This is a genomic window from Streptococcus marimammalium DSM 18627, assembly GCF_000380045.1.
Classification (GTDB): Bacteria; Bacillota; Bacilli; order Lactobacillales; family Streptococcaceae; genus Streptococcus; species Streptococcus marimammalium.
The window spans coordinates 62,005-84,065 of the sequence record NZ_KB904339.1; the positions used below are offsets into that span (position 1 = coordinate 62,005).

Consider the following 22,061-nt stretch of genomic DNA (forward strand, 5'->3'; position numbering starts at 1 on the left):
ACATGTTAAAAGTTGAAAATGTCACTGGAGGTTATTTAAATTTACCAGTATTAAAACGAATTAGTTTTGAAGTAAAAAATGGTGAAATGGTTGGATTGATTGGTTTAAATGGTGCAGGCAAATCAACAACTATAAACGAGATTATTGGTTTTTTAATCCCTTATGAAGGCACGATAAGTATCGATGGATTAACTTTGGCTAAGGATCAAAAAAATTATCGTCAAAAAATAGGATTTATTCCTGAGACACCAAGTTTGTATGAGGAATTAACCTTGAAAGAACATATTGAAACGGTTGCAATGGCTTATGATATTGAGATTGAACTTGCCTTTAAGCGAGCAGAAAAATTGTTAAAACAGTTTCGTCTCAAGGATAAATTAGATTGGTTTCCAACAAATTTCTCTAAAGGGATGAAACAAAAAGTTATGATTATTTGTGCTTTTATTGTTGATCCAACACTTTTTATTATTGATGAACCTTTTTTAGGTCTTGATCCTCAAGCTATTGAGGATTTAACGCAATTAATGGCTGATGAAAAGGCCAAAGGAAAAGCCATTTTAATGACAACTCACGTCTTAGATGCTGCTGAAAAAATGTGCGATCGTTTTGTTATTTTGCATCAAGGAGAAGTCCATGCTTTTGGTAGTTTGATTGAATTACAAGAAAAATTTGCCATGCCAAATGCCCGTCTAACCGATATTTATATGATGCTTACAAAAGAGGTTTAAGATGGAACAATTATTTAATAATCGTCGTCGAGAATTTTTTGACAAAACCAGCAGATATCTTCGCTATGTTTTAAATGATCATTTTGTTCTAGTACTTCTTGTTTTACTGGGATTTATGTTAGTACAGTATCGTTATTTACTCAATCATTTACCAGAAAATACTTTTGCTATTTGGATTGTTATTGGTTTCATTTTTACTATATCTCTTAACCTTGGCAGTATTGCTACTTATGTTGAACCAGCTGATAAGCAGTTTTTAATTGTTAAAGAAGACTATATGATGGTGATTATTCATCAAGCAACGCATAGGGCTTTCTTTTTTTGGGGAGCTATTCAACTGATTATTCTTATAATAATGGTTCCAATTTTATTAGCTTTAGGTCTTTCTCATCTTCATCTTGGGGTTCTGGTCGTTTTGCTACTTCTTATTAAATATGTTATTGTTAAGAAAAAAGCCTCACGTTTTTTGAATCATGATCGTCTGAATTGGGATGATTTAATTACTTATGAGTTAAAGCGAAAACAAAATATTTTGAAGTTTTATTCTTTGTTTACTACTGTCAAAGGATTAACAACTAGTGTTAAAAGACGTTCTTATCTTGATGGATTACTTAACAAATTACCAAAACATCATAAGAAAATTTGGCTTTATCTATTTATGAGAGCTTTTTTAAGAAGTGGTGACTATCTTGGTTTAGCTATTCGTTTACTTATTTTAAGTACGATAAGTCTTCTTTTTGTACCAAACCCAATTATTAGTATTGGTCTAGCTCTTTTATTTAATTATTTATTATTATTTCAGTTGTTAACTCTTTTCAATCATTTTGATTACCATTATCTTACAAAAACCTACCCTATTGATAGCTCTTTAAAAGCACAGAATATGTTTTTCTTTTTAAGGGGCTTAACTCTTAGCCTTTTAGTCATTGAATTACTCTTATCTTTTTCTGTCTTAGGAGCTTTGTTATTGATAGGTGGTAATTTGTTAATTAGTGAATTATATTTACGTTACAAAGTTAAACAGATGATTGACTAAGTATCTTAAAACGAGTAAAATAGTAGGCAACGATATCAAAGGAGGGGGAAAAGTGACTTTAATAGATAAAGATTTAACATTAAAACCATTATTAGGGAAGAGTGGACAAGCTTTTTTAGGGATTTATCCAAATGGTGATCGTATTTTTGTAAAAAAAAATACTACCCCTATTTTAGCAGCACTTGCAAAAGAGCAAATCACACCTCAATTATTATGGGCAAAACGTTTGAGTAATGGTGATATGATGAGTGCTCAAGAATGGTTAAATGGTAGATTATTGACAAAACAAGATATGAACAGCAAACAAATTTGTCAAATTTTACAAAGAATGCATAAATCACGTTCATTAGTTAATCAATTATTACAATTGAATTTTCAAATTGAAAATCCTTATGATTTACTCATTGACTGGGAAAAAAATGCACCTCTTCAATTACAAAAAAACACTTATTTAAAATCAGTTGTTGAAGAATTAAAACAAAACTTACCAGAATTTCGTGCAGAAGTTGCAACAATTGTTCACGGAGATGTAAGACATAGTAATTGGGTAATTACAACTAGTGGTTTAATTTATCTTGTTGATTGGGATTCAGTACGTTTAACAGATCGCATGTATGATGTTGCTCATATTTTAAGTCATTATGTTCCAAGAGTTCGTTGGGAAGAATGGTTGATCTATTATGGTTATAGGTATAGTGAAAAAGTGTTGAATAAGATCAAATGGTATGGGCAATATACTTTCTTATCACAAATTTTGAAATTTTTCAATATGAGAGATATGGAGCATGTCAATCAAGAAATTTATGAGCTTCGTAATTTTAAAGCAATGTTTTAGAAAGGTCACATGAGAGTCAGAAGAAGAAAAGGTGCGCAAGAACATTTAGAAAATCATCCTAATTATGTTGTTTTAAAGCTTGAAGATAGTAAAGGCAAATGGGCAAAGATTTTTGGTAACAATAATCCAATTCATGTAGAAGTAGGTAGTGGCAAAGGTCGTTTTATTACAAAAATGGCTGAGAAAAATCCAGATATCAATTATATTGGTATTGACATTCAGATGTCTGTTTTAAGTTATGCCTTAGACAAAGTTTTGGCATCTAAGTTACCAAACATCAAATTATTGTGGGTGGATGGTTCTGAGTTAACTAATTATTTTGAAAAAGGAGAAATTTCACTCCTCTACCTTAATTTTAGTGACCCTTGGCCCAAAACAAGGCATGAAAAACGTCGATTAACATACAAATCCTTTTTAAAAATCTATGAAATGATTCTTCCTAAGCATGGTGAAATTCATTTTAAAACTGATAATCGAGGTTTATTTGAATATAGTTTAGCAAGTTTTTCTCAATATGGGATGACCTTAAAGCAAGTTTGGCTAGATTTACATGCTAGTGATTATGAGCAAAATGTGATGACTGAATACGAAGAAAAATTTTCAAATAAAGGCCAGGTTATATACCGTGTTGAAGTACAATTTTAATTTGCTATATTGGTGGGTAACCACCTTATGGAGAGGTCGCATAGTGGCTGAGTGCGCTGGCTTGGAAAGCCAGTAGTGTCTGTATGGGCACTCGTGGGTTCAAATCCCATTCTCTCCTTATATTGTGTTGATATGATAATATTTTTTGCTTTTATCTGCGAAAGTCATTAATTTAAAACTGTTTTTAATTTTTTTAAAATAGTATATACGAAGAGTTTCTATTGATAAATAGTTTGCTTAACAAGCTTTAATCCTTGCAATTTCTAAGGATAGGTGTTATAATGAATTAAATAATACAAAGAGGGGCGAAGAAGAACTTCGCCTCTTATCTGTGTAAGGAGGTAACTACCATCACATCTATTATTGAATTAGTAACAAATGCTATCGTACCCGCTATTAAGGATCCTTTTGAATTAATTGATATTGAGTATGAAAAGATGAGAACAGACTATGTTCTTCGTGTTTTAATTGATAAACCAGGAGGAATTACGGTTGAAGATACATCACTGCTATCAGAAACTATTAGTCCGCTGCTTGATAATATTAAGCCCGACCCCTTTCCTGAGCAATATATACTGGAGGTTTCAAGTCCTGGTTTGGAACGGCCCTTAAAGACCAAAGAAAGTCTTTTAAAAGCAATTAACCAGTACATTAATGTTAGTTTATACCAAGCTATTGATAAAATGAAGGTCATTGAGGGTGTTTTAACAGATTTCGATGGTGAAACACTAACATTAAATTACATAGATAAGACACGTAAAAAAACAATAACTATCCCTTACAAGGTTGTTGCAAAAGCACGCCTTGCCGTGAAACTTTAAGAAAGGAACTCTCTTTGCCTAGCAAAGAAAAAATAGATATGAGCAAAGAAATGCTAGAAGCTTTCCGAATTTTGGAAGAAGAAAAACATATTAATAAGGAAGATATCATTGACGCTGTTAAAGAATCTTTAAAAGCAGCTTACCGTCGTCGTTATGGACAATCAGAAAGTGCTGTCATTGAATTTAATGAAAAAACTGGAGATTTTAATGTCTTTACAGTTCGTGAGGTTGTTGAAGAAGTTTTTGATAGTCGTTTAGAAATTAGTTTAAAAGATGCTTTAGCTATTAATTCAGCCTATGAATTAGGTGATAAGATTCGATTTGAAGAATCACCAAAAGAGTTTGGAAGAGTGGCTGCACAGAATGCTAAACAAACGATTATGGAAAAAATGCGTTATCAGTATAGAGAAGTAACATTTAACGAATTTAAACAACATGAAAATGAAATTATGACTGGAACGGTTGAAAGATTTGATGATCGTTTCATCTATGTTAATTTAGGTAGCATTGAAGCACAATTATCAAAACAAGATCAAATTCCTGGTGAAATTTTTAAATCACATGACCGTATTGAAGTTTTTGTTTATAAAGTTGAAAATAATCCTAAAGGTGTCAATGTTTTTGTAAGTAGAAGTCATCCAGAATTCATCAAACGTATTATGGAGCAAGAGATTCCGGAAGTTTTTGATGGGACTGTAGAAATTATGAGTGTGGCACGTGAAGCTGGGGACAGAACAAAAGTTGCTGTTAGAAGCCACAATCCAAACGTTGATGCTATTGGAACTATTGTTGGTAGAAAAGGTGCTAACATTCAAAAAGTCATCAGTAAATTCCATCCTAAACGCTTTGATTCAAAAACGGGGACTACTGTACCAGTAGAAGAAAATATAGATGTTATTCAATGGGTTGATGATCCAGCTGAATTTATCTATAATGCTATTGCTCCTGCTGAGGTTGATCAAGTTATCTTTGATGATATTGATCCAAGACGTGCTTTAGTTGTTGTCCCTGATGATAAATTATCACTTGCTATTGGACGTCGTGGTCAAAACGTGCGTTTAGCAGCACATTTGACAGGCTATCGTATTGATATTAAATCTGCTAGTGAATTTGAAGCATTAGAAGAAGAACTAACCATCAATGAGGAGTTGGATTTAGCAGAAGCTTCTCTTGAAGATACTGAGTAAAAGAAACGAGGTGCTCATGCCAAAAAATAAGAAAGTGCCTTTAAGAAAATCAGTTGTTTCAGGTGATATTATTGATAAAAGAAACTTACTTAGAATTGTTAAAACTAAAGATGGTGAAATAGCAATTGATCCAACTGGTAAAAGAAATGGTAGAGGTGCATATATCAAATTAGATAACCAAGAAGCATTGATTGCTAAGAAAAAAAGGATTTTTAATCATAGTTTCTCAGTGGATGTTCCAGAGAGCTTTTATGATGAGCTTATTAGTTATGTTGATCATAAAGTCAAAAGAAGAGAGTTAGGTCTTGAATAATAGTAAACAATTATCCAATTTGTTAGGTTTAGCACAAAGAGCAGGAAAGCTTATTTCAGGAGAAGAATTAGTCGTTAATGCGATTCAATCCCAAAAAGCAATACTTATTTTTCTTGCAAATGATGCTGGTCTCAATTTGGTAAAGAAAATAAATGATAAAAGTCATTATTATAACGTAGAAGTCTCCACAGTGTTTTCTACACTGGAATTAAGCGCTGCTATCGGCAAACCTAGAAAGGTTATAGCTGTCTGTGACGCTGGATTTTCAAAGAAAATGAGGACTCTTATGAGATAAAGGATAGGAGGACAAGATTTGTCTAAGAAAAGATTACATGAAATTGCAAAAGAAATAGGGAAAACGAGTAAAGAAGTTGTTGAACAAGCAAAATCACTTGGATTTTCTGTTAAAACACACTCAAGTACCCTAGATGAAGCAGACGTTAAAACATTGGTTTCAAGCTTTTCTAAACCATTTAATAAACCGTTAGAGAAAAAAGAAACAAATGCTTCTGTAAAAGAACAAAGTACAAGTAAAAACAAATTAGTGAAAACAAAGGAATCTGGTGACCAAAAATCTAACCAACAGGTTAAAGAGGTTGACAAAAAAGAAGTTGTTCAACAAGCGACAAATCAACTAAAACCCAAGAGTAGAAATTTTAAGGCTGAACGTGAAGCAAAAGCAAAAGCAGAAGCAGAACGTCGTAAAAAAGCTAAAGAAAATACGCATCAAAGAGATATGTCAAATTCTTCTAATCGACCAAAAAATAGAAATCAAAACAAAGTTAAGTTTAATAATAAACGTTTTGATAATCAAAAATCTGGACGAAACGAAGAAGTGAAGATTGAAAAACCAACGACTCCTAAGGTAGATTTTAAAGCACGTGCTGCAGCTTTAAAAGCTGAACAAAATGCTGAGTATTCTCGTCAAAGTGAAAGTCGCTTTAGACAAGAACAATTGGCAAAAATTCAGAAGGCAAAACGTGAAAAAGAAGAAATAGAAAAACGATCAAATGAAGTAAAAACTGAAACTATTAAGGTTCAAGAAGTTAAACCAGTTTTAGAGCCTAAAACTAGTGTAGGAGTTGTTGTTGCACCTCCAAAACAAAATGTTGATACGAGACGTAAAAAACAAGCTCGTCAAGAAAAACTTCGTCATGAAGCTGCTAACCTTGAAGATGGACCAAAACAAGGTAAAAATAAGAAAAATTGGAATAATCATAATCAAGTGAGAAATCAAAGAAATAGTAACTGGAATACTAAAAAGAAATCTAAAAAAGGTAGAAATAACAAAGATGTTGCTCCAAAACCAGTAACAGAACGTAAATTTCATGAATTACCAAAAGAATTTGAATATACAGCAGGAATGACTGTTGTTGATATTGCTAAAAGAATTAAGCGTGAACCAGCTGAAATTGTTAAAAAACTCTTTATGATGGGTGTTATGGCAACACAAAATCAATCTCTTGATGCTGATACTATTGAACTTTTAATGGTTGATTACGGTATTGAAGCACATCAAAAAATTGAAGTGGATAATGCAGATATTGAACGTTTCTTTACAGAAGATGGCTATCTTAATCCTGGGAAGATGATTGAAAGGGCACCGGTTGTTACAATTATGGGGCACGTTGACCATGGTAAAACAACTCTATTAGATACCCTTCGCAATTCTAGAGTAGCAACAGGTGAAGCAGGAGGGATTACACAACATATTGGTGCTTACCAGATTGAAGAAAATGGTAAAAAAATTACTTTCCTTGATACCCCTGGGCATGCTGCGTTTACAAGTATGCGTGCTCGTGGTGCTTCTGTTACTGATATCACTATTTTAATTGTTGCCGCCGATGATGGTGTGATGCCTCAAACAATCGAGGCTATTAATCATTCAAAGGCTGCTGGTGTACCTATTATTGTTGCCATTAATAAAATTGATAAACCAGAAGCTAATCCAGAAAGAGTTATTGGTGAATTAGCTGAGCATGGTGTTATGTCAACTACTTGGGGTGGTGATTCTGAGTTTGTTGAAATTTCGGCAAAATTTGGTAAAAACCTTGATGAACTACTAGAAACAATTCTACTTGTTGCTGAAATACAAGAATTAAAAGCAGACCCTACTGTTCGTGCAATAGGTACGGTAATTGAAGCTCGTCTTGATAAAGGAAAAGGAGCAATCGCAACATTACTTGTTCAACAAGGGACACTTAATGTTCAAGACCCAATTGTTGTTGGTAACACATTTGGACGTGTACGTGCTATGACAAATGATTTAGGTCGTCGCGTAAAAACTGCACCACCTTCTACTCCAGTTTCAATCACGGGTCTAAATGAGACACCAATGGCAGGAGATCATTTTGCCGTTTACGAAGATGAAAAAGCAGCTCGTTCAGCTGGAGAGGAGCGCGCTAAGCGTGCACTGATTAAACAACGTCAAAATAATCATCGTGTTAGTCTTGAAAATCTTTTTGATACACTTAAAGAAGGACAAGTTAAATCAGTAAATGTCATCATTAAAGCAGATGTTCAAGGTTCGGTTGAGGCTCTTGCTGCATCACTTGTCAAAATTGATGTGGAAGGTGTTAAAGTAACTGTGGTACATGCTGCCGTTGGTGCTATCAATGAATCAGATATTACTCTTGCCGCAGCAAGTAATGCTTTAATTATTGGATTCAATGTTCGACCTACACCACAAGCGCGCCAACAAGCTGAAACTGATGAAGTAGATATTCGTCTTCATAGTATTATCTATAAAGTGATTGAAGAAGTTGAAGATGCAATGAAAGGAATGCTTGATCCAGAATACAAAGAAAAAATTCTTGGTGAAGCTATTATCCGTGAAACCTTTGCTGTCTCTAAGGTTGGAACAATTGGTGGGTTCATGGTAACTAGTGGTAAGATTACTAGAGATTCTAGTGTTCGTGTTATTCGTGATAGTGTTGTTGTTTTTGATGGTAAACTAGCTAGTTTAAAACATTTCAAAGATGATGTCAAAGAAGTGACAAATGGTCGCGAAGGTGGTCTCATGATTGAGAAATATAACGACTTACAAGTAGACGATTTAATTGAAGCTTATGTGATGGAAGAAATTAAACGTTAATAGAAACGAGGTCATAAATGGGAAAATCATTTCGTATTGATCGAGTAGGTATGGAAGTTAAACGTGAGATTAATGAAATTCTTCAAAAGAAGGTTCGCGATCCACGGGTTAATGGTGTAACCATTACTGATGTTCAAATGCTTGGAGATTTATCGGTTGCCAAAGTTTACTATACTATTTTATCTGGTTTAGCTTCAGAAAACCAAAAAGTTCAGGAAGGGTTGACAAGAGCTAAAGGCACTATCAAACGAGAATTAGGGCATAATCTAACTATGTATAAAATTCCAGACTTGGTATTTATCAAAGATGAGTCAATTGAATATGGTAATAAAATTGATCGGATGCTTAGAGAACTTGATAAAAAGAATTAAAGAGAACTGTTAAACAGTTCTTTTTTATTGACAATGATAAGCAAATTGCATATAATATCTACATATGTAGACGTTGAAAGGAGGAGTTTATGAAATCTATCTCAGATGCTGAATGGGAAGTGATGCGTGTCATTTGGACTTACCGTGAAACAACTAGTAAAGAAATTATCAATGTCTTAGGTCCCAAAAAAGGATGGTCAACATCAACAGTTAAAACACTTCTTGCTAGATTGGTAGAAAAAAAACTTATTTCAAGCTACAGCCAAGGGAAACGTTATGTTTATTTTGCTCTTATTTATGAAGATGAAGCACAATTTCTTGCGTTAAAAAAAGTATTTTCCCGTATTTGTCAAAAAAAACAACCTAGTTTATTGTTAAAACTATTGGATGAAACCTTAATGACTCAAGCAGATGTTCAATTATTTTGTGACAAATTAGTCGAAAAAAACAAACATACTCTTAGTAAAATATATTGCAATTGTGTAGCTGGTCAATGTTTATGTATGCCTCATAGAAAGGAAATCTAATGACAAAAGATATTTTTTTAATTAGTGGTATGACTTGTGCATCGTGTGTTGTAAATGTTGAAAATAGTATTAAAAAAATGGAATCTGTAGATAACGTTGTTGTCAATTTAACCACTGAAAAAATGATAGTTAATTATGATGAAACAGTTCTATCTAAGAATGAAATTATTAGTGCAGTGCAAAGAGCCGGTTATGATGCCAAACTGTTTTGTGATGATAAGAGTGATTCCTTAGAACATCGAGAAAAAAGAAAAATACAAGCTTTAAAAAAAAGACTTGTTGGCTCTATCATCTTTACTATTCCTTTGTTTTATCTTTCCATGGGAAGTATGTTAAGTATGCCAATTCCATTATTTTTATCTCCTGAAAAAAATATAGTCTTTTTTTCATTAGTTTTGTTACTATTAACTATTCCAGTTGTTTTTTTAAATCATCATTTTTATACTAATGGTTTCAGGGCTCTCATTACTTTAAGAGCTAACATGGATTCTTTAGTTGCCTTAGCCACTACTGCTGCATTTTTATATAGTCTTTATAGCACTGTTACTATTTATCAAGGTTATATCCATAGTCATTTTTATTATGAATCTGTTGCAGTGATTTTAACACTGGTTACTTTGGGAAAATATCTTGAATTACTCTCGCGGGGCAAAACTTCTCAAGCTATTAAAAAACTTCTTGCCTTATCTGCTAAAGAAGCAACCGTCTTTGAAGATGGAAAAGAAATGAAAGTGGCAGTTGATAATGTCTTTGTTGGCCAACAAGTTATTGTTAAACCAGGTGAGAGCATTCCACTTGATGGAATTATTCTTAAAGGTCACTCAACTGTTGATGAATCTATGTTAACTGGTGAGAGTTTACCAATTGAAAAAGCACAGGGCCATAAAATTTATGCTGGTACGATGAATGGTAAAGGTAGGCTTATTTATCAAGTTGAAAAAGTATCAAAGGATAGTTTTCTCTCTCAAATTATTAAACTAGTTGAAGATGCACAACAAACCAAAGCTCCCATTGCAAAAATTGCTGATCAAGTATCGGGAGTTTTTGTTCCAGTGGTAATTGCTCTTTCTTTTATCAGTGGGTTTTTTTGGTTCTTTGTTTTCAGAGAAAGTTTTCAATTTTCAATGACAGTTGCCATTAGTGTTTTGGTGATTGCCTGTCCTTGTGCTCTTGGTCTTGCAACACCTACAGCTATTATGGTTGGCACAGGAATGGCAGCTGAAAAAGGTATTTTATTCAAAAGAGGAGATGCTTTAGAGTTAGCTCATCAAGTCGATACGGTTGTTTTTGATAAGACAGGAACGATTACCCAAGGAAAACCAGAAGTAACCTCTCTTTTTACTTATGCACTAGAAAAAAAAGAGGTACTGCGCTATTTAGCCTCTTTTGAAGCCATGTCTGAACATCCTTTAGCTCAAGCAGTTGTAAAAGAAGCTGAAAAAGAACAATTAACCTTGTTAGAAGTTGATCATTTTGAATCTCTAACCGGATTTGGTATTAGGGGTAGGGTTGACTCTTCAGAATTTTTAATAGGAAATGATACCTTAATGCTAAGGGAAGGTATTTTTATAGAGAAAGCTCAATTAGAATTTGAAACTATTACCTCATCTGGTCAGACACCTATTTTTATCAGTAAAGATAGACAACTCATTGGATTAGTTGGTGTGGCTGATAAGATTAAAAAAGATAGCAAAGAAACTATTAGACGTCTTCAAAAAATGGGAAAAGATATTGTGATGCTTACTGGTGATCATCATCAAACAGCACAAGCTATTGCTAAAGAATTGAATATAAAAACAATCTTTAGTCAAGTTTTACCAAATGAAAAACAAGACATTGTGATGGCTTTAAAAGAAAAAGGAAAAAAAATAGCAATGGTTGGTGATGGTATTAATGATGCTCCAGCTCTTGTTACGGCAGATATTGGTATTGCCCTTGGTTCAGGAACAGATATTGCGATTGAATCGGCCGATATTATTCTTGTACGTCCTAATATGCTTGACTTAATCACTTTATTAGATATTAGTCGTTTAACGATTAAAACCATTAAAGAAAATCTTTTTTGGGCATTTATCTATAATGTTCTCATGATTCCAATTGCTATGGGAATTTTTTATGGCATTAGTGGTCTATTATTAGACCCCATGTTAGCAGGACTGGCGATGAGTTTTAGTTCTGTATCAGTTGTTCTAAATGCTTTAAGATTAAAAAGCAGAAAATTATAAATAACATCAAAATGGAGATTAGAATTATGGAAAAAACGTATGAAATCACTGGATTAAAATGTCAAGGATGTGTTGATACAGTCACAGAAAAATTATCTACCTTAAAAAGTGTAGAAAATGTTTTTGTCAATTTGGATGCTAAGAAAGTGACTATTACAGGAAGACCATTAAAATGGTCTTTACAACGTGCTCTAAAAGGTACAAAGTTTGAAATTGGTCAGGAAATAAAAAATAATGATTAATGAGATTAAAATATATGAAAAAGATACCTGTTTTCCTTAATTCATGGTAAACTAATAAGGACAAATGAGTTAGGTGAGGGTATGGAAAATACAATTTGGGAAATTTTAAATATTATCGGGACGGTGGCATTTGCATTTTCAGGTGCCATTGTTGCTATGGAAGAGGATTTTGATGTTTTAGGGATTTTTATTCTTGGATTTTTAACGGCTTTTGGTGGAGGAACCATTAGAAACTTAATGATTGGTCTGCCGATGAGTGCCCTTTGGAGCCAAGGAACAGCTTTCCATTATGCTCTAGGTGCTATTATTCTCATTCTTTTTTTTCCAAATCTTATTTCAATGCATTGGAAAAGAGCTGGTGTTTTTACAGATGCTGTTGGTTTAGCAGCCTTTAGTATTCAAGGTGCTTTATTTGCTAAGAACTTAGATCAACCACTTAGTGCTGTCATAGTAGCAGCTGTATTAACAGGTGCAGGTGGTGGCGTTGTTCGTGATGTCCTTGCTGGTAGAAAACCAGGGGTTTTAAGAAGCGAAATATATGCAGGTTGGTCCATTTTAGCAGCTACTATGATTCATTTTAAAATTGTTAACGATGATTCTGGCTACTACGTATTAGTTTTACTCATCACAGTACTAAGAATGGTTGGCTACAAACAAAACTGGCATTTGCCCAAGGTAAGTTGGAATAATACTAAGGAGTATAAAGAATGATTAAATTAATTGCTATCGATTTAGATGGTACTTTATTAACAGATGACCATAAGATACCAAAAGAAAATATTGAAGCTATTCAAAATGCTGTTCAAAGAGGGATTAAAATAGTTATTTCAACGGGAAGACCTTTATCAGGAGTAAAACCAATTTTTGAACAATTAGGATTAAGTGAAAAAGAATTTGTTATCATCAATAACGGTTCTTCTACCTATGAGACAAGTCAGTGGGACTTGATTGATTATTTCAATCTATCAGATGAAGAAATTAGGTTTCTTTATCATTTGGTTGAAAACGAAAAAGATATTCAGTTAACTGTTTTTGATGAGGATGCTCATTATTTTGTTTTGGCTGAAAAAGCCTTACCGGTTGTAATGTTTGATGCAAATATTGTGTTTGTTAAGCCTACATCAATTACTTTAGAGCAATTATTAAACCGTCAAAAAATTAATTTTCAAGGCATGTATCTAGCAGAACCAACTATTTTAGATGATTTTCAAAAAGAACATCAAGCAATTTTATCATCACGTTTTAGCACAGTTAGAAGCCAAAGCTATATCTTTGAAACCCTACCTCAAGGAGCAACAAAAGCTTCTGCATTAACGAAATTAATTAAAGTATTAAATATTTCTAAAGAAGAAGTTATGGCAATTGGTGATGGTAATAATGATATTGAAATGCTTGAGATGGCTGGTATCAGTGTCGCTATGGGGAATGCTCAAGAAACTGTTAAAAAAGTTGCAAAATATCAAACTGATACCAATAATAATAATGGTCTTTCAAAGGCTATTGAAAGACATGTTTTGAAGTAAGTATATCTTTGTTTATTTTTTAATTGAAAAACCTTTTTGACTAATTTGGTCAAAAAGGTTGATTTTTTTTGAAGGCTAAGGCATTAATGGTAAGCCTATAGCTGCCATTTCCTCTGCAGGTGTAGTCATACCATCATTAATCCAGTTGGCTAAGACAGAAATAATTGCAGTACTAAAAAAATTAGTAGAATAATTTGAGATTTTTCTATTACGGTATTTTTGATAAGCTTTAAAACGTCTAGCAACTAAATCGGTTAAAAAATGATGTAATTGATGTTTTAAAGCTATCTTTATAATATAGGCTTCTTTTTTGGTTTCAGTAAATAAGTAAAGCCAAGCTTGATAAGTTTGTGTTTTTAGATTAAAAGGTTTTATCCCACGAAAAATTTTTCTAACAGTTCGTATAACTAAATTTTTTAGAATATCTTCTTTTGAGTGATAATGTCGATAAAAAGCATTTCTTGATACTCCTGCTTTTGCCACTAATTCAGAAATTGTAATTTGTTTGATAGTTTTATTTTCAAGAAGATATAATAGAGCTATTTCAAGAGATTCTTTGGTAATTTTTTTGGATTCTTGATTGGCTTTTTCCAAATTTTTAATGGATATGGGAGAAATATCTTTTTTTGTCATAACAACTCCTTTTAAATTGTGACATCTGATGAAAAGCAGTCCAATTATTGTTGCTTTCATGTTATAATTCTATTTGAAGATAGATATTTTGTCAACTAACAAAAGTAAAACAATGAATGGAGAATTATTATGACTTGGAAAATTGTAACAGATTCAGGAAGTGATTTCAGGACGTTACCTGATTTGGCTTCAAATACTTTGTTTGAATTAGTTCCTTTAAGTCTAACGATAGGTGATCGTGTTTTTGTAGATTCTAAAGATCTTGATATAGAAGAAATGATGACTACCATGTACTCCCAAAATACAGTGGCTCTTTCTGCTTGTCCTAGTCCAGAAGCTTTTAAAAATTCTTATAAAGGGGCTGATAACATCATTGTTATCACACTAACCGGTACGTTATCAGGTAGTAATAACAGTGCCCAAGTGGCAAAAAAAATGTTATTAGAAGAAAACCCAAGCGCTAAGATTCATGTATTTGATTCTTTATCAGCTGGTGGTGAAATGGATTTATTCTTGCTTGGAGCTAATAGGTTAATCAAAGAGGGACTAGAATTTGAAGATGTTATTACTAGATTAGAGAACTATTTATCCAAAACGCGTCTACTTTTCATTTTATCTAAAGTTGATAATTTAGTAAAAAATGGTCGACTCAGTAAATTAATTGGCACTGTTGTAGGTTTATTGAATATCCGAATGGTTGGAAGAGCTAGTGAAGAAGGTAAGCTTGAATTACTTCATAAACCAAGAGGGCAAAAGAAGGCAGTTGTTGCTGCTTTTGAAGAAATGATTAATTCAGGCTATAATGGTGGACGTGTAATGATTGCTCATGCTAATAATTTAAAAATTTGTCAACAACTGGAAGAAAAGATTAAAAATAGATTCCCTCAAGCAGAAGTTAATGCCATACCAACATCTGGTTTATGTAGCTTTTATGCAGAAGACGGAGGTATTCTTCTAGGTTATGAAATAGAATAAAAACTACTCCCTCTCTTTATTATAAAGAGAGGGAGTAGTTTTTATTGTTCAGTAATTGGTGTGTTTAAAGATTGATTGTAAGCATTGATATTTGCAATCACGATATCTAGTCTTGCTTGCAGTTCAGATTTTTTAGTTTGATCAGTTAAACTATTGATAGCATTTTGAGCTAAATCAACGTTAGATTGAACTTGGTAGCCTTCTGCATTTGAAACAGCAGTCTCGGCATTAGCTTGATTGGTAAATTCAGTAGAAAGAGAATCAAGTATATCTTGTAATTCTTGTTTTTTAGCAACATCATTTATCCCTTCAATAGCTGATTGGGCACTTATTTTTGTTTCATCATTTGGTGTCAGACGATAATTTGTTAATTTTTCATTTGCTAAATTGATAAGTTCATTGTCTTTATTATTTTCAGTTGTTGTTTCATTACTAGTTTCAACTCGAGTTATTTGAGTATCATCAATTTTGGTCATTTGATTGGTTTTACCAAAGACAATATAAATAAAACTAGCAAAGGCAATGACAATGATACTAAGTATTAAGTAGACCAATTCATTTTTTGATGTTTTCATAATTTATCCTTCTAAAATTAATATATCTATTCTATTATAGTCCAATTTCTTCAAAAAACCAAGTCTTTTCAATATATTTCATTGAAAGTAAAAAAAAATAAAAAAGACTTGTTTGTTGACCAACATTGTTTTAAAATGGAAGTATCGAGTATTCGATAATTTATAGTTAATGAGGAGAAAAATGTGTCAGTAAATTGGCAAACGATTGCATTTGATTTTTTTGGAGGTTTAGGGCTCTTTTTATTTAGTATTAAATATATGGGAGATGGCTTGCAACAAGCAGCCGGAGATAAACTTCGTGATTATATTGATAAGTATACTAGTAATCCATTTCTAGGTGTCTTGATTGGTATTGTATTTACTGGTCTAATACAGTCGAGCTCAGGTGTTACTGCTATTACAGTAGGATTAGTTTCTGCAGGTCTTTTAACGCTCAGACAAGCCATTGGTATTGTTATGGGGGCCAATATTGGAACAACAGTAACATCTTTTTTAATTGGATTTAAATTAGGGGATTACGGGCTCCCTATTCTATTTGTAGGTGCTGTTTTATTCTTATTCATTAAAAATCGAAAAATTAACAATCTTGGAAAAATCTTTTTTGGACTAGGAGGATTATTTTTTGCACTTCATTTAATGGGGGATGCGATGACTCCTTTAAGAGAAATTCAAGCCTTTAGGGATTATATGGTAACGCTAGGTGATAATCCTGTACAGGGTGTTCTTTTAGGAACAGGACTAACAGTTTTAATCCAATCCTCATCAGCAACTATTGGTATCCTACAAAGTCTTTATGCTGGAGGCTTATTAGATCTAAGTGGAGCACTTCCTATTCTTTTTGGAGATAACATTGGGACAACTATTACAGCTGTTTTAGCTGCTCTTAGTGGCAATATCTCTGCTAAGCGGGTTGCTGGGGCTCATGTGATGTTTAATGTTATGGGAACCCTAATTTGTGTGATGTTACTAGTGCCATTTATGTCTTTGGTTGAATGGTTTCAAACGAGTTTAAACTTAACTCCTGAAATGACTATTGCTTTTGCTCACGGAACCTTTAACATTACTAATACTATTGTACAGTTTCCTTTTATTGGGTTACTAGCTTATATTGTTACTAAGCTTATTCCTGGTGAAAATGAGACAATTAAATACGAAGCTATCTATCTTGATAAACTTCTTATTACTCAATCGCCATCAATTGCTCTTGGGAATGCTAAGAAAGAATTGGTTCATTTGAGTGCCTACGCTATTCAGTCCTTTGAAGCTGCTTTTAGGTATATCATGACAGCAGATGAGAAATTTGTTGAAAAAGTAACTAAGTATGAAACTGTTGTTAATTCAATTGATGAGGAATTGACTCATTACTTAATTCAATTGTCTAATGAAACATTGAGTGAAAATGAAAATGAAATTTTGGCAAGTATCCTTGATTCTTCTAGAGATTTAGAAAGGATTGGTGATCATGCAGTTAACTTAACCAATCTTTCAAGTTATAATTTTTCAAAAAATATTACCTTTTCACCAGATGCCATTCAAGAATTAGAAGATCTTTATAAAATGACACATGGAATGATTCTAGATGCTTCTCGTGTTATAGCCGATCATGATGTTGAATTAGCAAAAGAACTTCAAGAACGGCATAAGGAAGTTCAACGTTTTGAACGGAAAATTAGAAAAACTCATATTAAACGAATGAATATGGGGATATGTACGCCATTAGCAGGTATTAACTTTATCGATTTAATTACGCCATGTACAAGAATTACTGATCATGCTTTAAATCTTTCTGATAAGGTTTTAGAAAATCAATTATAATAATTAAAAGAAGATTCAATCTTCTTTTTAGTTGGCATAAAATATCTTTTTGGTATATACCGTTTACAAAAATACTTATAAGGAGTATAATATTAGCAAAGAAGGAAAGGTGATTTAAAATGATTAAATATTTTAAGGCAGATAGTTTCTTTTACCCTTACGAGGAAAAAAAAGGAGGCTATTTAACTATTGTTGATGGTAAATTTGGCGATTGGGTAGCCGAAGTTCCTACTGATGCAGAAATTGTTGACTATTCAGGATATGTCATTGCTCCTGGTCTTTTTGATTCTCATGTTCATGGCTATCATGGTTCAGATGTAATGGATAACACACCTGAAAGCCTTGAGACTATCAGTAAAGGATTGCTATCGACCGGTGTGACAAGCTTTTTACCAACAACATTAACAGCTTCTTTTGAAGAATTAGATGATGTGTGTAAGACAATCGCTTCAGTTAAAAACAAGGTGTCAGGTAGTAAAATTAGAGGTATCTATTTTGAAGGTCCATTCTTTACTGAAAAATTTAAAGGAGCTCAAAACCCCACTTATATGAGAGATCCTAAAATTGAAGAATTCGACCAATGGTATGAAAGTTCAGAAGGACTTTTACATAAAATTGCGATTGCACCAGAAAGAGATGGAGTAGAAGAGTTTGTTTCACATGTGACCTCAAAAGGAGGTGTTGTGGCATTAGGACATTCTGATGCAACATATGAAGATGCGTTACATGCTGTTCAAGCTGGAGCTAGTGTTTGGGTTCATGCTTACAATGGCATGAGAGCTCTTAATCATCGTGAACCAGGTATGGTTGGTGCTGTTTATGGTATTCCAAATACCTATGCTGAGTTAATCTGTGATGGTCACCATGTATCACCAGAAGCTTGTCGCATTTTATTAGATCAAAAAGGACCTAATCACGTAGCGCTTATTACAGATTGTATGCGTGCTGGCGGAATGCCTGATGGAGACTATGTTTTAGGCGAGTTCCCAGTAATTGTAGAAAATGGAACAGCTCGCTTAAAAGAAGGTGGAAGTCTAGCAGGGTCAATTTTGAAACTCGATGATGGTGTTAAAAATGTTGTTGATTGGGGTCTAGCTAATCGATTGGAAGCTATTCGTATGGCAACATATATCCCTGCTGTTTCATGTCATTTAGAAGACAAATGTGGTCAAATTAAAAAAGGTCATGATGCAGACTTTATTGTTTTAAATCAAGACATGTCCTTAAAAGCAACCTTCCTTGATGGTAAAAAAGTGTTTGAAAACTGAAATCATTTAACTGATAGTTTATGTCTAATAATCAATAGACAAGTCCAAAAAAATGTGTTAGAATTAGTATTGTAGAAAGCAAATATCAGGTTCTTTTCTAAGCGAGTCTGGGAGGGTGTAAGCCAGACAAAAGTAATGATTGAGGCACTTTCTTGTTTAACATAATAAAACATATTAATGAAGTCAAAAAATAGGGTGGAACCGCGTTTCTAACGCCCCTTTACGTTATTGTAAAGGAGAAGAAATGTGGTTTCACTCTATTTTTATAGTGTAAAGGAGAAAAGATGGCAAAAAAATTAACCTTTCAAGAAATTATTTTAACACTTCAAAATTTCTGGAATGAACAAGGGTGTTTACTTATGCAAGCTTATGACAATGAAAAAGGTGCTGGAACGATGAGCCCGTACACATTTCTTCGTGCTATTGGACCAGAACCTTGGAATGCAGCTTATGTAGAACCAAGCAGAAGGCCAGCCGATGGACGTTATGGTGAAAATCCTAATCGTCTTTATCAACATCACCAATTTCAAGTCGTTATGAAGCCAAGTCCAAGTAATATTCAGGAACTTTATCTTCAAAGTTTGGAGGTTTTAGGGATTAATCCCTTAGAGCATGATATTCGTTTTGTTGAGGATAATTGGGAAAATCCATCAACCGGATCAGCCGGACTCGGTTGGGAAGTATGGTTAGATGGTATGGAGATTACACAATTTACATATTTTCAACAAGTTGGTGGGTTACCAACCAGTCCAGTTACTGCTGAGGTGACTTATGGCTTAGAGCGTTTAGCGTCATATATTCAGGAAGTGACTTCTGTTTACGACATTGAATGGGCAGATGGGGTTAAATATGGAGAAATATTTAAACAACCAGAATATGAACACTCTAAATATAGTTTTGAAGTGAGTGATCAAGAGTTATTACTAACTAATTTTGAGAAATTTGAAAAAGAAGCCAATCGCTGTTTAGTCGACTGTTTAGTCCATCCTGCATATGATTATGTTTTAAAATGCTCTCACACTTTCAATCTTTTGGATGCTAGAGGAGCAGTTTCTGTGACAGAGCGAGCAGGTTATATTGCACGAATCAGAAATTTAGCACGTGAAGTGGCAAAAACGTTTATAGCAGAACGAAAACGCTTAGGTTATCCTCTTTTGGATGATGAAACAAGAAAAGCATTACTTGCAAAGGAGGATAAATAGAAATGACAAAGAATTTATTAATTGAACTTGGCTTAGAAGAGATGCCTGCCTATGTTGTCACATCAAGCATGAAGCAATTACGTGATAAAATGGGACAGTTTTTAAAAGAAAAACGATTAAGTTTTGATAAAATTGAAATGTTTTCAACGCCAAGACGTTTAGCTGTTAGAGTTATTAATTTAGCTGATCGACAAACTGATTTGATTGAAGAATTTAAAGGACCAGCAAAATCAATCGCTTTGGATGAAAATGGTGCATTTACAAAAGCTGCTCAAGGATTTGTAAGAGGAAAAGGGCTAACAGTTGAAGATATTACTTTGCGTGATATCAAAGGCACAGAATATATTTATGTAACAAAAAAAGAGGTAGGAAAACCAGCTAAAGAAGTACTGCAAGCTATCCCAGAACTTCTAAAAAGTTTGACATTTCCAGTCAGTATGCACTGGGCTTCAAATCGCTTTGAATTTATTCGTCCCGTTCATACATTGATTGTTTTATTAAACGATGAGATGTTGACAATGGACTTTCTTGATATCACAAGTAACAGAATTAGTCGTGGTCATCGCTTCCTCGGGAAAGAAGTTGCCATTACGTCTTCTGACAGTTATGAAGATGATTTGAGAAAAGAATTTGTCATTACCAACAGTGTTGAACGTGAAAACATGATTATTGAGCAAATCAAAGCTATTGAAAAAGAAAAAAATATTGTGGTTGAAATTGATGAAAAATTACTTAATGAAGTGCTAAATCTAGTAGAATACCCAACTGCCTTCATGGGAAGTTTTGATATCAAATATCTTGATATTCCAGAAGAAGTTTTGATTACCTCAATGAAATCACATCAACGTTATTTTGTTGTAAGAAATCAAACTGGTCAACTTTTACCACACTTTATTTCTGTACGTAATGGTAATGATCAAGGACTTCAAAATGTCATTCAAGGTAATGAAAAGGTCTTGTTGGCACGTTTGGAGGATGGCGAATTTTTCTGGCGTGAAGATCAAAAATTGAAGATTGACAATTTAGTTGATAAATTAAAACAAGTAACCTTCCATGAAAAAATTGGTTCTCTTTATGAACATATGGAGAGAGTTGAAAAAATTGCTAATCTTATTGGAAGTCAATTGGACTTATCGAGTAATGAACTAGCTAATCTTATTCGATCCAGTAAAATTTACAAATTTGATTTACTAACTGGAATGGTTGGTGAATTTGACGAATTGCAAGGTATTATGGGTGAAAAATATGCTCTTCTTGCTGGTGAAAACTCTGTTGTAGCTTCTGCTATTCGAGAGCACTACATGCCAATTAGTGCTGAAGGTGAATTGCCAGACAGTTTAGTAGGTGCCGTTCTTGCTATTGCAGATAAGCTGGACACTCTTTTATCATTTTTCAGTGTCGATCTTATTCCAAGTGGCTCTAATGATCCATATGCTCTTAGACGAGCAACACAAGGTATTGTTCGTATCTTGGATAAATTCGGTTGGTCTTTATCTTTAGAAGATTTGATTACTAGTATTTATCAATTAGATGTGACTCCTTTTAGCTATAGGAATCAGTCAGAAGTTATGACTTTTATTTTAGCAAGGATAGAAAAAATGATGGGAGCAGATATTTCCAAAGATATTATTGAAGCTGTTTTATCAAGTGAAACATCTGTTGTTCGTACACTTCTTGAGACTAGTCTAGCTATTTCCGAAAAAGCAAGACAAGATAATTTTAAAACATCAGTAGAAAGCTTATCACGTGTCTTTAATTTAGCAGATAAAGCAAATATAGACAAGGTTGATGAGTCCTTGTTTGAAAATTCTTTTGAAGCTAAATTATATCAAGCTATCGAATCGTTAGATTTAGCTAGTGACATTTCAGATAATTTAGATAACTTATTTGCATTAAGTCCAATCATTGATGCTTTTTTTGACAACACTATGGTTATGGTGGATAATCAAGCGTTAAAAGACAATCGTTTAGCAATTTTAGCACAATTAAAAACTAAAGCTAACCAAATCGCTACCTTCAATAAAATTAATACTAAATAGGGAGATT

At 33.3% G+C, this 22,061-nt stretch carries 22 protein-coding genes and 1 tRNA gene; 21 read left to right on the top strand and 2 right to left on the bottom strand.

Annotated elements, in window-relative coordinates; all coding sequences use genetic code 11:
• Positions 1–2 precede the first annotated feature (2 nt).
• The 16 genes from A3I1_RS0100325 to A3I1_RS0100400 all read left to right on the top strand — a co-directional run bounded on the left by A3I1_RS0100325 (position 3) and on the right by A3I1_RS0100400 (position 13,547).
• Positions 3–728, top strand: coding sequence for an ABC transporter ATP-binding protein (locus A3I1_RS0100325; RefSeq protein WP_018369323.1), 726 nt, complete (start codon positions 3–5; stop codon positions 726–728).
• Position 729: 1 nt separating this feature from the next.
• Entirely contained in the window at positions 730–1,764 is a 1,035-nt protein-coding gene (locus A3I1_RS0100330) for an ABC transporter permease (protein WP_018369324.1), read from the top strand.
• Positions 1,765–1,816: 52 nt separating this feature from the next.
• Positions 1,817–2,599 (top strand): cell cycle regulator CcrZ, encoded by a 783-nt coding sequence (gene ccrZ, locus A3I1_RS0100335; protein ID WP_018369325.1) that lies wholly within the window; start codon positions 1,817–1,819, stop codon positions 2,597–2,599.
• Between the two features lie 9 nt (positions 2,600–2,608).
• Entirely contained in the window at positions 2,609–3,244 is a 636-nt protein-coding gene (gene trmB, locus A3I1_RS0100340; RefSeq protein WP_018369326.1) for a tRNA (guanosine(46)-N7)-methyltransferase TrmB, read from the top strand.
• A 29-nt stretch (positions 3,245–3,273) separates the two neighbouring features.
• Positions 3,274–3,362 (top strand) — tRNA-Ser (locus tag A3I1_RS0100345).
• A gap of 211 nt (positions 3,363–3,573) precedes the next feature.
• On the top strand, positions 3,574–4,065 hold the full coding sequence (gene rimP, locus A3I1_RS0100350; protein WP_051069662.1) for a ribosome maturation factor RimP: 492 nt from the start codon (positions 3,574–3,576) through the stop codon (positions 4,063–4,065).
• 38 nt (positions 4,066–4,103) lie between these two features.
• Positions 4,104–5,252, top strand: a complete 1,149-nt coding sequence (nusA, locus tag A3I1_RS0100355; protein ID WP_026216707.1) for a transcription termination factor NusA — start codon at positions 4,104–4,106, stop codon at positions 5,250–5,252.
• Between the two features lie 16 nt (positions 5,253–5,268).
• The gene (rnpM, locus tag A3I1_RS0100360; protein WP_018369329.1) at positions 5,269–5,565 is read left to right on the top strand and encodes an RNase P modulator RnpM; all 297 of its coding nucleotides are present in this window, start codon (positions 5,269–5,271) and stop codon (positions 5,563–5,565) included.
• Positions 5,558–5,860: a YlxQ-related RNA-binding protein gene (locus tag A3I1_RS0100365; RefSeq protein ID WP_018369330.1), complete on the top strand. Its 303-nt coding sequence runs from the start codon at positions 5,558–5,560 to the stop codon at positions 5,858–5,860. The genes rnpM and A3I1_RS0100365 overlap by 8 nt, the downstream gene beginning before the upstream one ends.
• A gap of 18 nt (positions 5,861–5,878) precedes the next feature.
• Positions 5,879–8,659 (top strand): translation initiation factor IF-2, encoded by a 2,781-nt coding sequence (gene infB, locus A3I1_RS0100370; RefSeq protein ID WP_018369331.1) that lies wholly within the window; start codon positions 5,879–5,881, stop codon positions 8,657–8,659.
• Between the two features lie 17 nt (positions 8,660–8,676).
• Positions 8,677–9,030, top strand: a complete 354-nt coding sequence (gene rbfA, locus A3I1_RS0100375; protein ID WP_018369332.1) for a 30S ribosome-binding factor RbfA — start codon at positions 8,677–8,679, stop codon at positions 9,028–9,030.
• An 89-nt stretch (positions 9,031–9,119) separates the two neighbouring features.
• Positions 9,120–9,557, top strand: a complete 438-nt coding sequence (locus tag A3I1_RS0100380; RefSeq protein ID WP_018369333.1) for a CopY/TcrY family copper transport repressor — start codon at positions 9,120–9,122, stop codon at positions 9,555–9,557.
• Positions 9,557–11,782, top strand: coding sequence for a heavy metal translocating P-type ATPase (locus tag A3I1_RS0100385; RefSeq protein ID WP_018369334.1), 2,226 nt, complete (start codon positions 9,557–9,559; stop codon positions 11,780–11,782). Before A3I1_RS0100380 ends, A3I1_RS0100385 begins: the two co-directional genes overlap by 1 nt.
• 26 nt (positions 11,783–11,808) lie before the next feature.
• Positions 11,809–12,024 carry a heavy-metal-associated domain-containing protein gene (locus A3I1_RS0100390; RefSeq protein ID WP_018369335.1) on the top strand — a complete coding sequence of 72 codons (216 nt, stop codon included), beginning with the start codon at positions 11,809–11,811 and terminating at the stop codon, positions 12,022–12,024.
• A gap of 81 nt (positions 12,025–12,105) precedes the next feature.
• Complete coding sequence (locus tag A3I1_RS0100395) at positions 12,106–12,735, top strand: trimeric intracellular cation channel family protein (protein ID WP_018369336.1); 630 nt, start codon at positions 12,106–12,108, stop codon at positions 12,733–12,735.
• The gene (locus A3I1_RS0100400; protein WP_018369337.1) at positions 12,732–13,547 is read left to right on the top strand and encodes a Cof-type HAD-IIB family hydrolase; all 816 of its coding nucleotides are present in this window, start codon (positions 12,732–12,734) and stop codon (positions 13,545–13,547) included. Before A3I1_RS0100395 ends, A3I1_RS0100400 begins: the two co-directional genes overlap by 4 nt.
• A 75-nt stretch (positions 13,548–13,622) precedes the next feature.
• Here A3I1_RS0100400 and A3I1_RS0100405 read toward each other — a convergent pair whose 3' ends face one another.
• Positions 13,623–14,180 (bottom strand): TetR/AcrR family transcriptional regulator, encoded by a 558-nt coding sequence (locus A3I1_RS0100405; protein WP_018369338.1) that lies wholly within the window; start codon positions 14,178–14,180, stop codon positions 13,623–13,625.
• A gap of 129 nt (positions 14,181–14,309) precedes the next feature.
• On the opposite strand from A3I1_RS0100405, the gene A3I1_RS0100410 reads away from it, so the two are divergent.
• On the top strand, positions 14,310–15,155 hold the full coding sequence (locus A3I1_RS0100410) for a DegV family protein (protein ID WP_018369339.1): 846 nt from the start codon (positions 14,310–14,312) through the stop codon (positions 15,153–15,155).
• Positions 15,156–15,196: 41 nt separating this feature from the next.
• Here the strand turns inward: A3I1_RS0100410 and A3I1_RS07640 are convergent, their stop codons facing one another.
• Positions 15,197–15,730 carry a hypothetical protein gene (locus A3I1_RS07640; protein WP_018369340.1) on the bottom strand — a complete coding sequence of 178 codons (534 nt, stop codon included), beginning with the start codon at positions 15,728–15,730 and terminating at the stop codon, positions 15,197–15,199.
• A 183-nt stretch (positions 15,731–15,913) separates the two neighbouring features.
• Here A3I1_RS07640 and A3I1_RS0100420 point away from each other — a divergent pair, with 183 nt between their 5' ends.
• The 4 genes from A3I1_RS0100420 to glyS all read left to right on the top strand — a co-directional run bounded on the left by A3I1_RS0100420 (position 15,914) and on the right by glyS (position 22,054).
• Positions 15,914–17,545, top strand: a complete 1,632-nt coding sequence (locus A3I1_RS0100420) for a Na/Pi cotransporter family protein (RefSeq protein WP_018369341.1) — start codon at positions 15,914–15,916, stop codon at positions 17,543–17,545.
• A gap of 119 nt (positions 17,546–17,664) precedes the next feature.
• Positions 17,665–18,813 (top strand): N-acetylglucosamine-6-phosphate deacetylase, encoded by a 1,149-nt coding sequence (gene nagA, locus A3I1_RS0100425; RefSeq protein ID WP_018369342.1) that lies wholly within the window; start codon positions 17,665–17,667, stop codon positions 18,811–18,813.
• 284 nt (positions 18,814–19,097) lie between these two features.
• Positions 19,098–20,015, top strand: a complete 918-nt coding sequence (glyQ, locus tag A3I1_RS0100430) for a glycine--tRNA ligase subunit alpha (protein WP_018369343.1) — start codon at positions 19,098–19,100, stop codon at positions 20,013–20,015.
• Between the two features lie 2 nt (positions 20,016–20,017).
• Complete coding sequence (gene glyS / locus A3I1_RS0100435; protein ID WP_018369344.1) at positions 20,018–22,054, top strand: glycine--tRNA ligase subunit beta; 2,037 nt, start codon at positions 20,018–20,020, stop codon at positions 22,052–22,054.
• Positions 22,055–22,061: the final 7 nt, after the last annotated feature.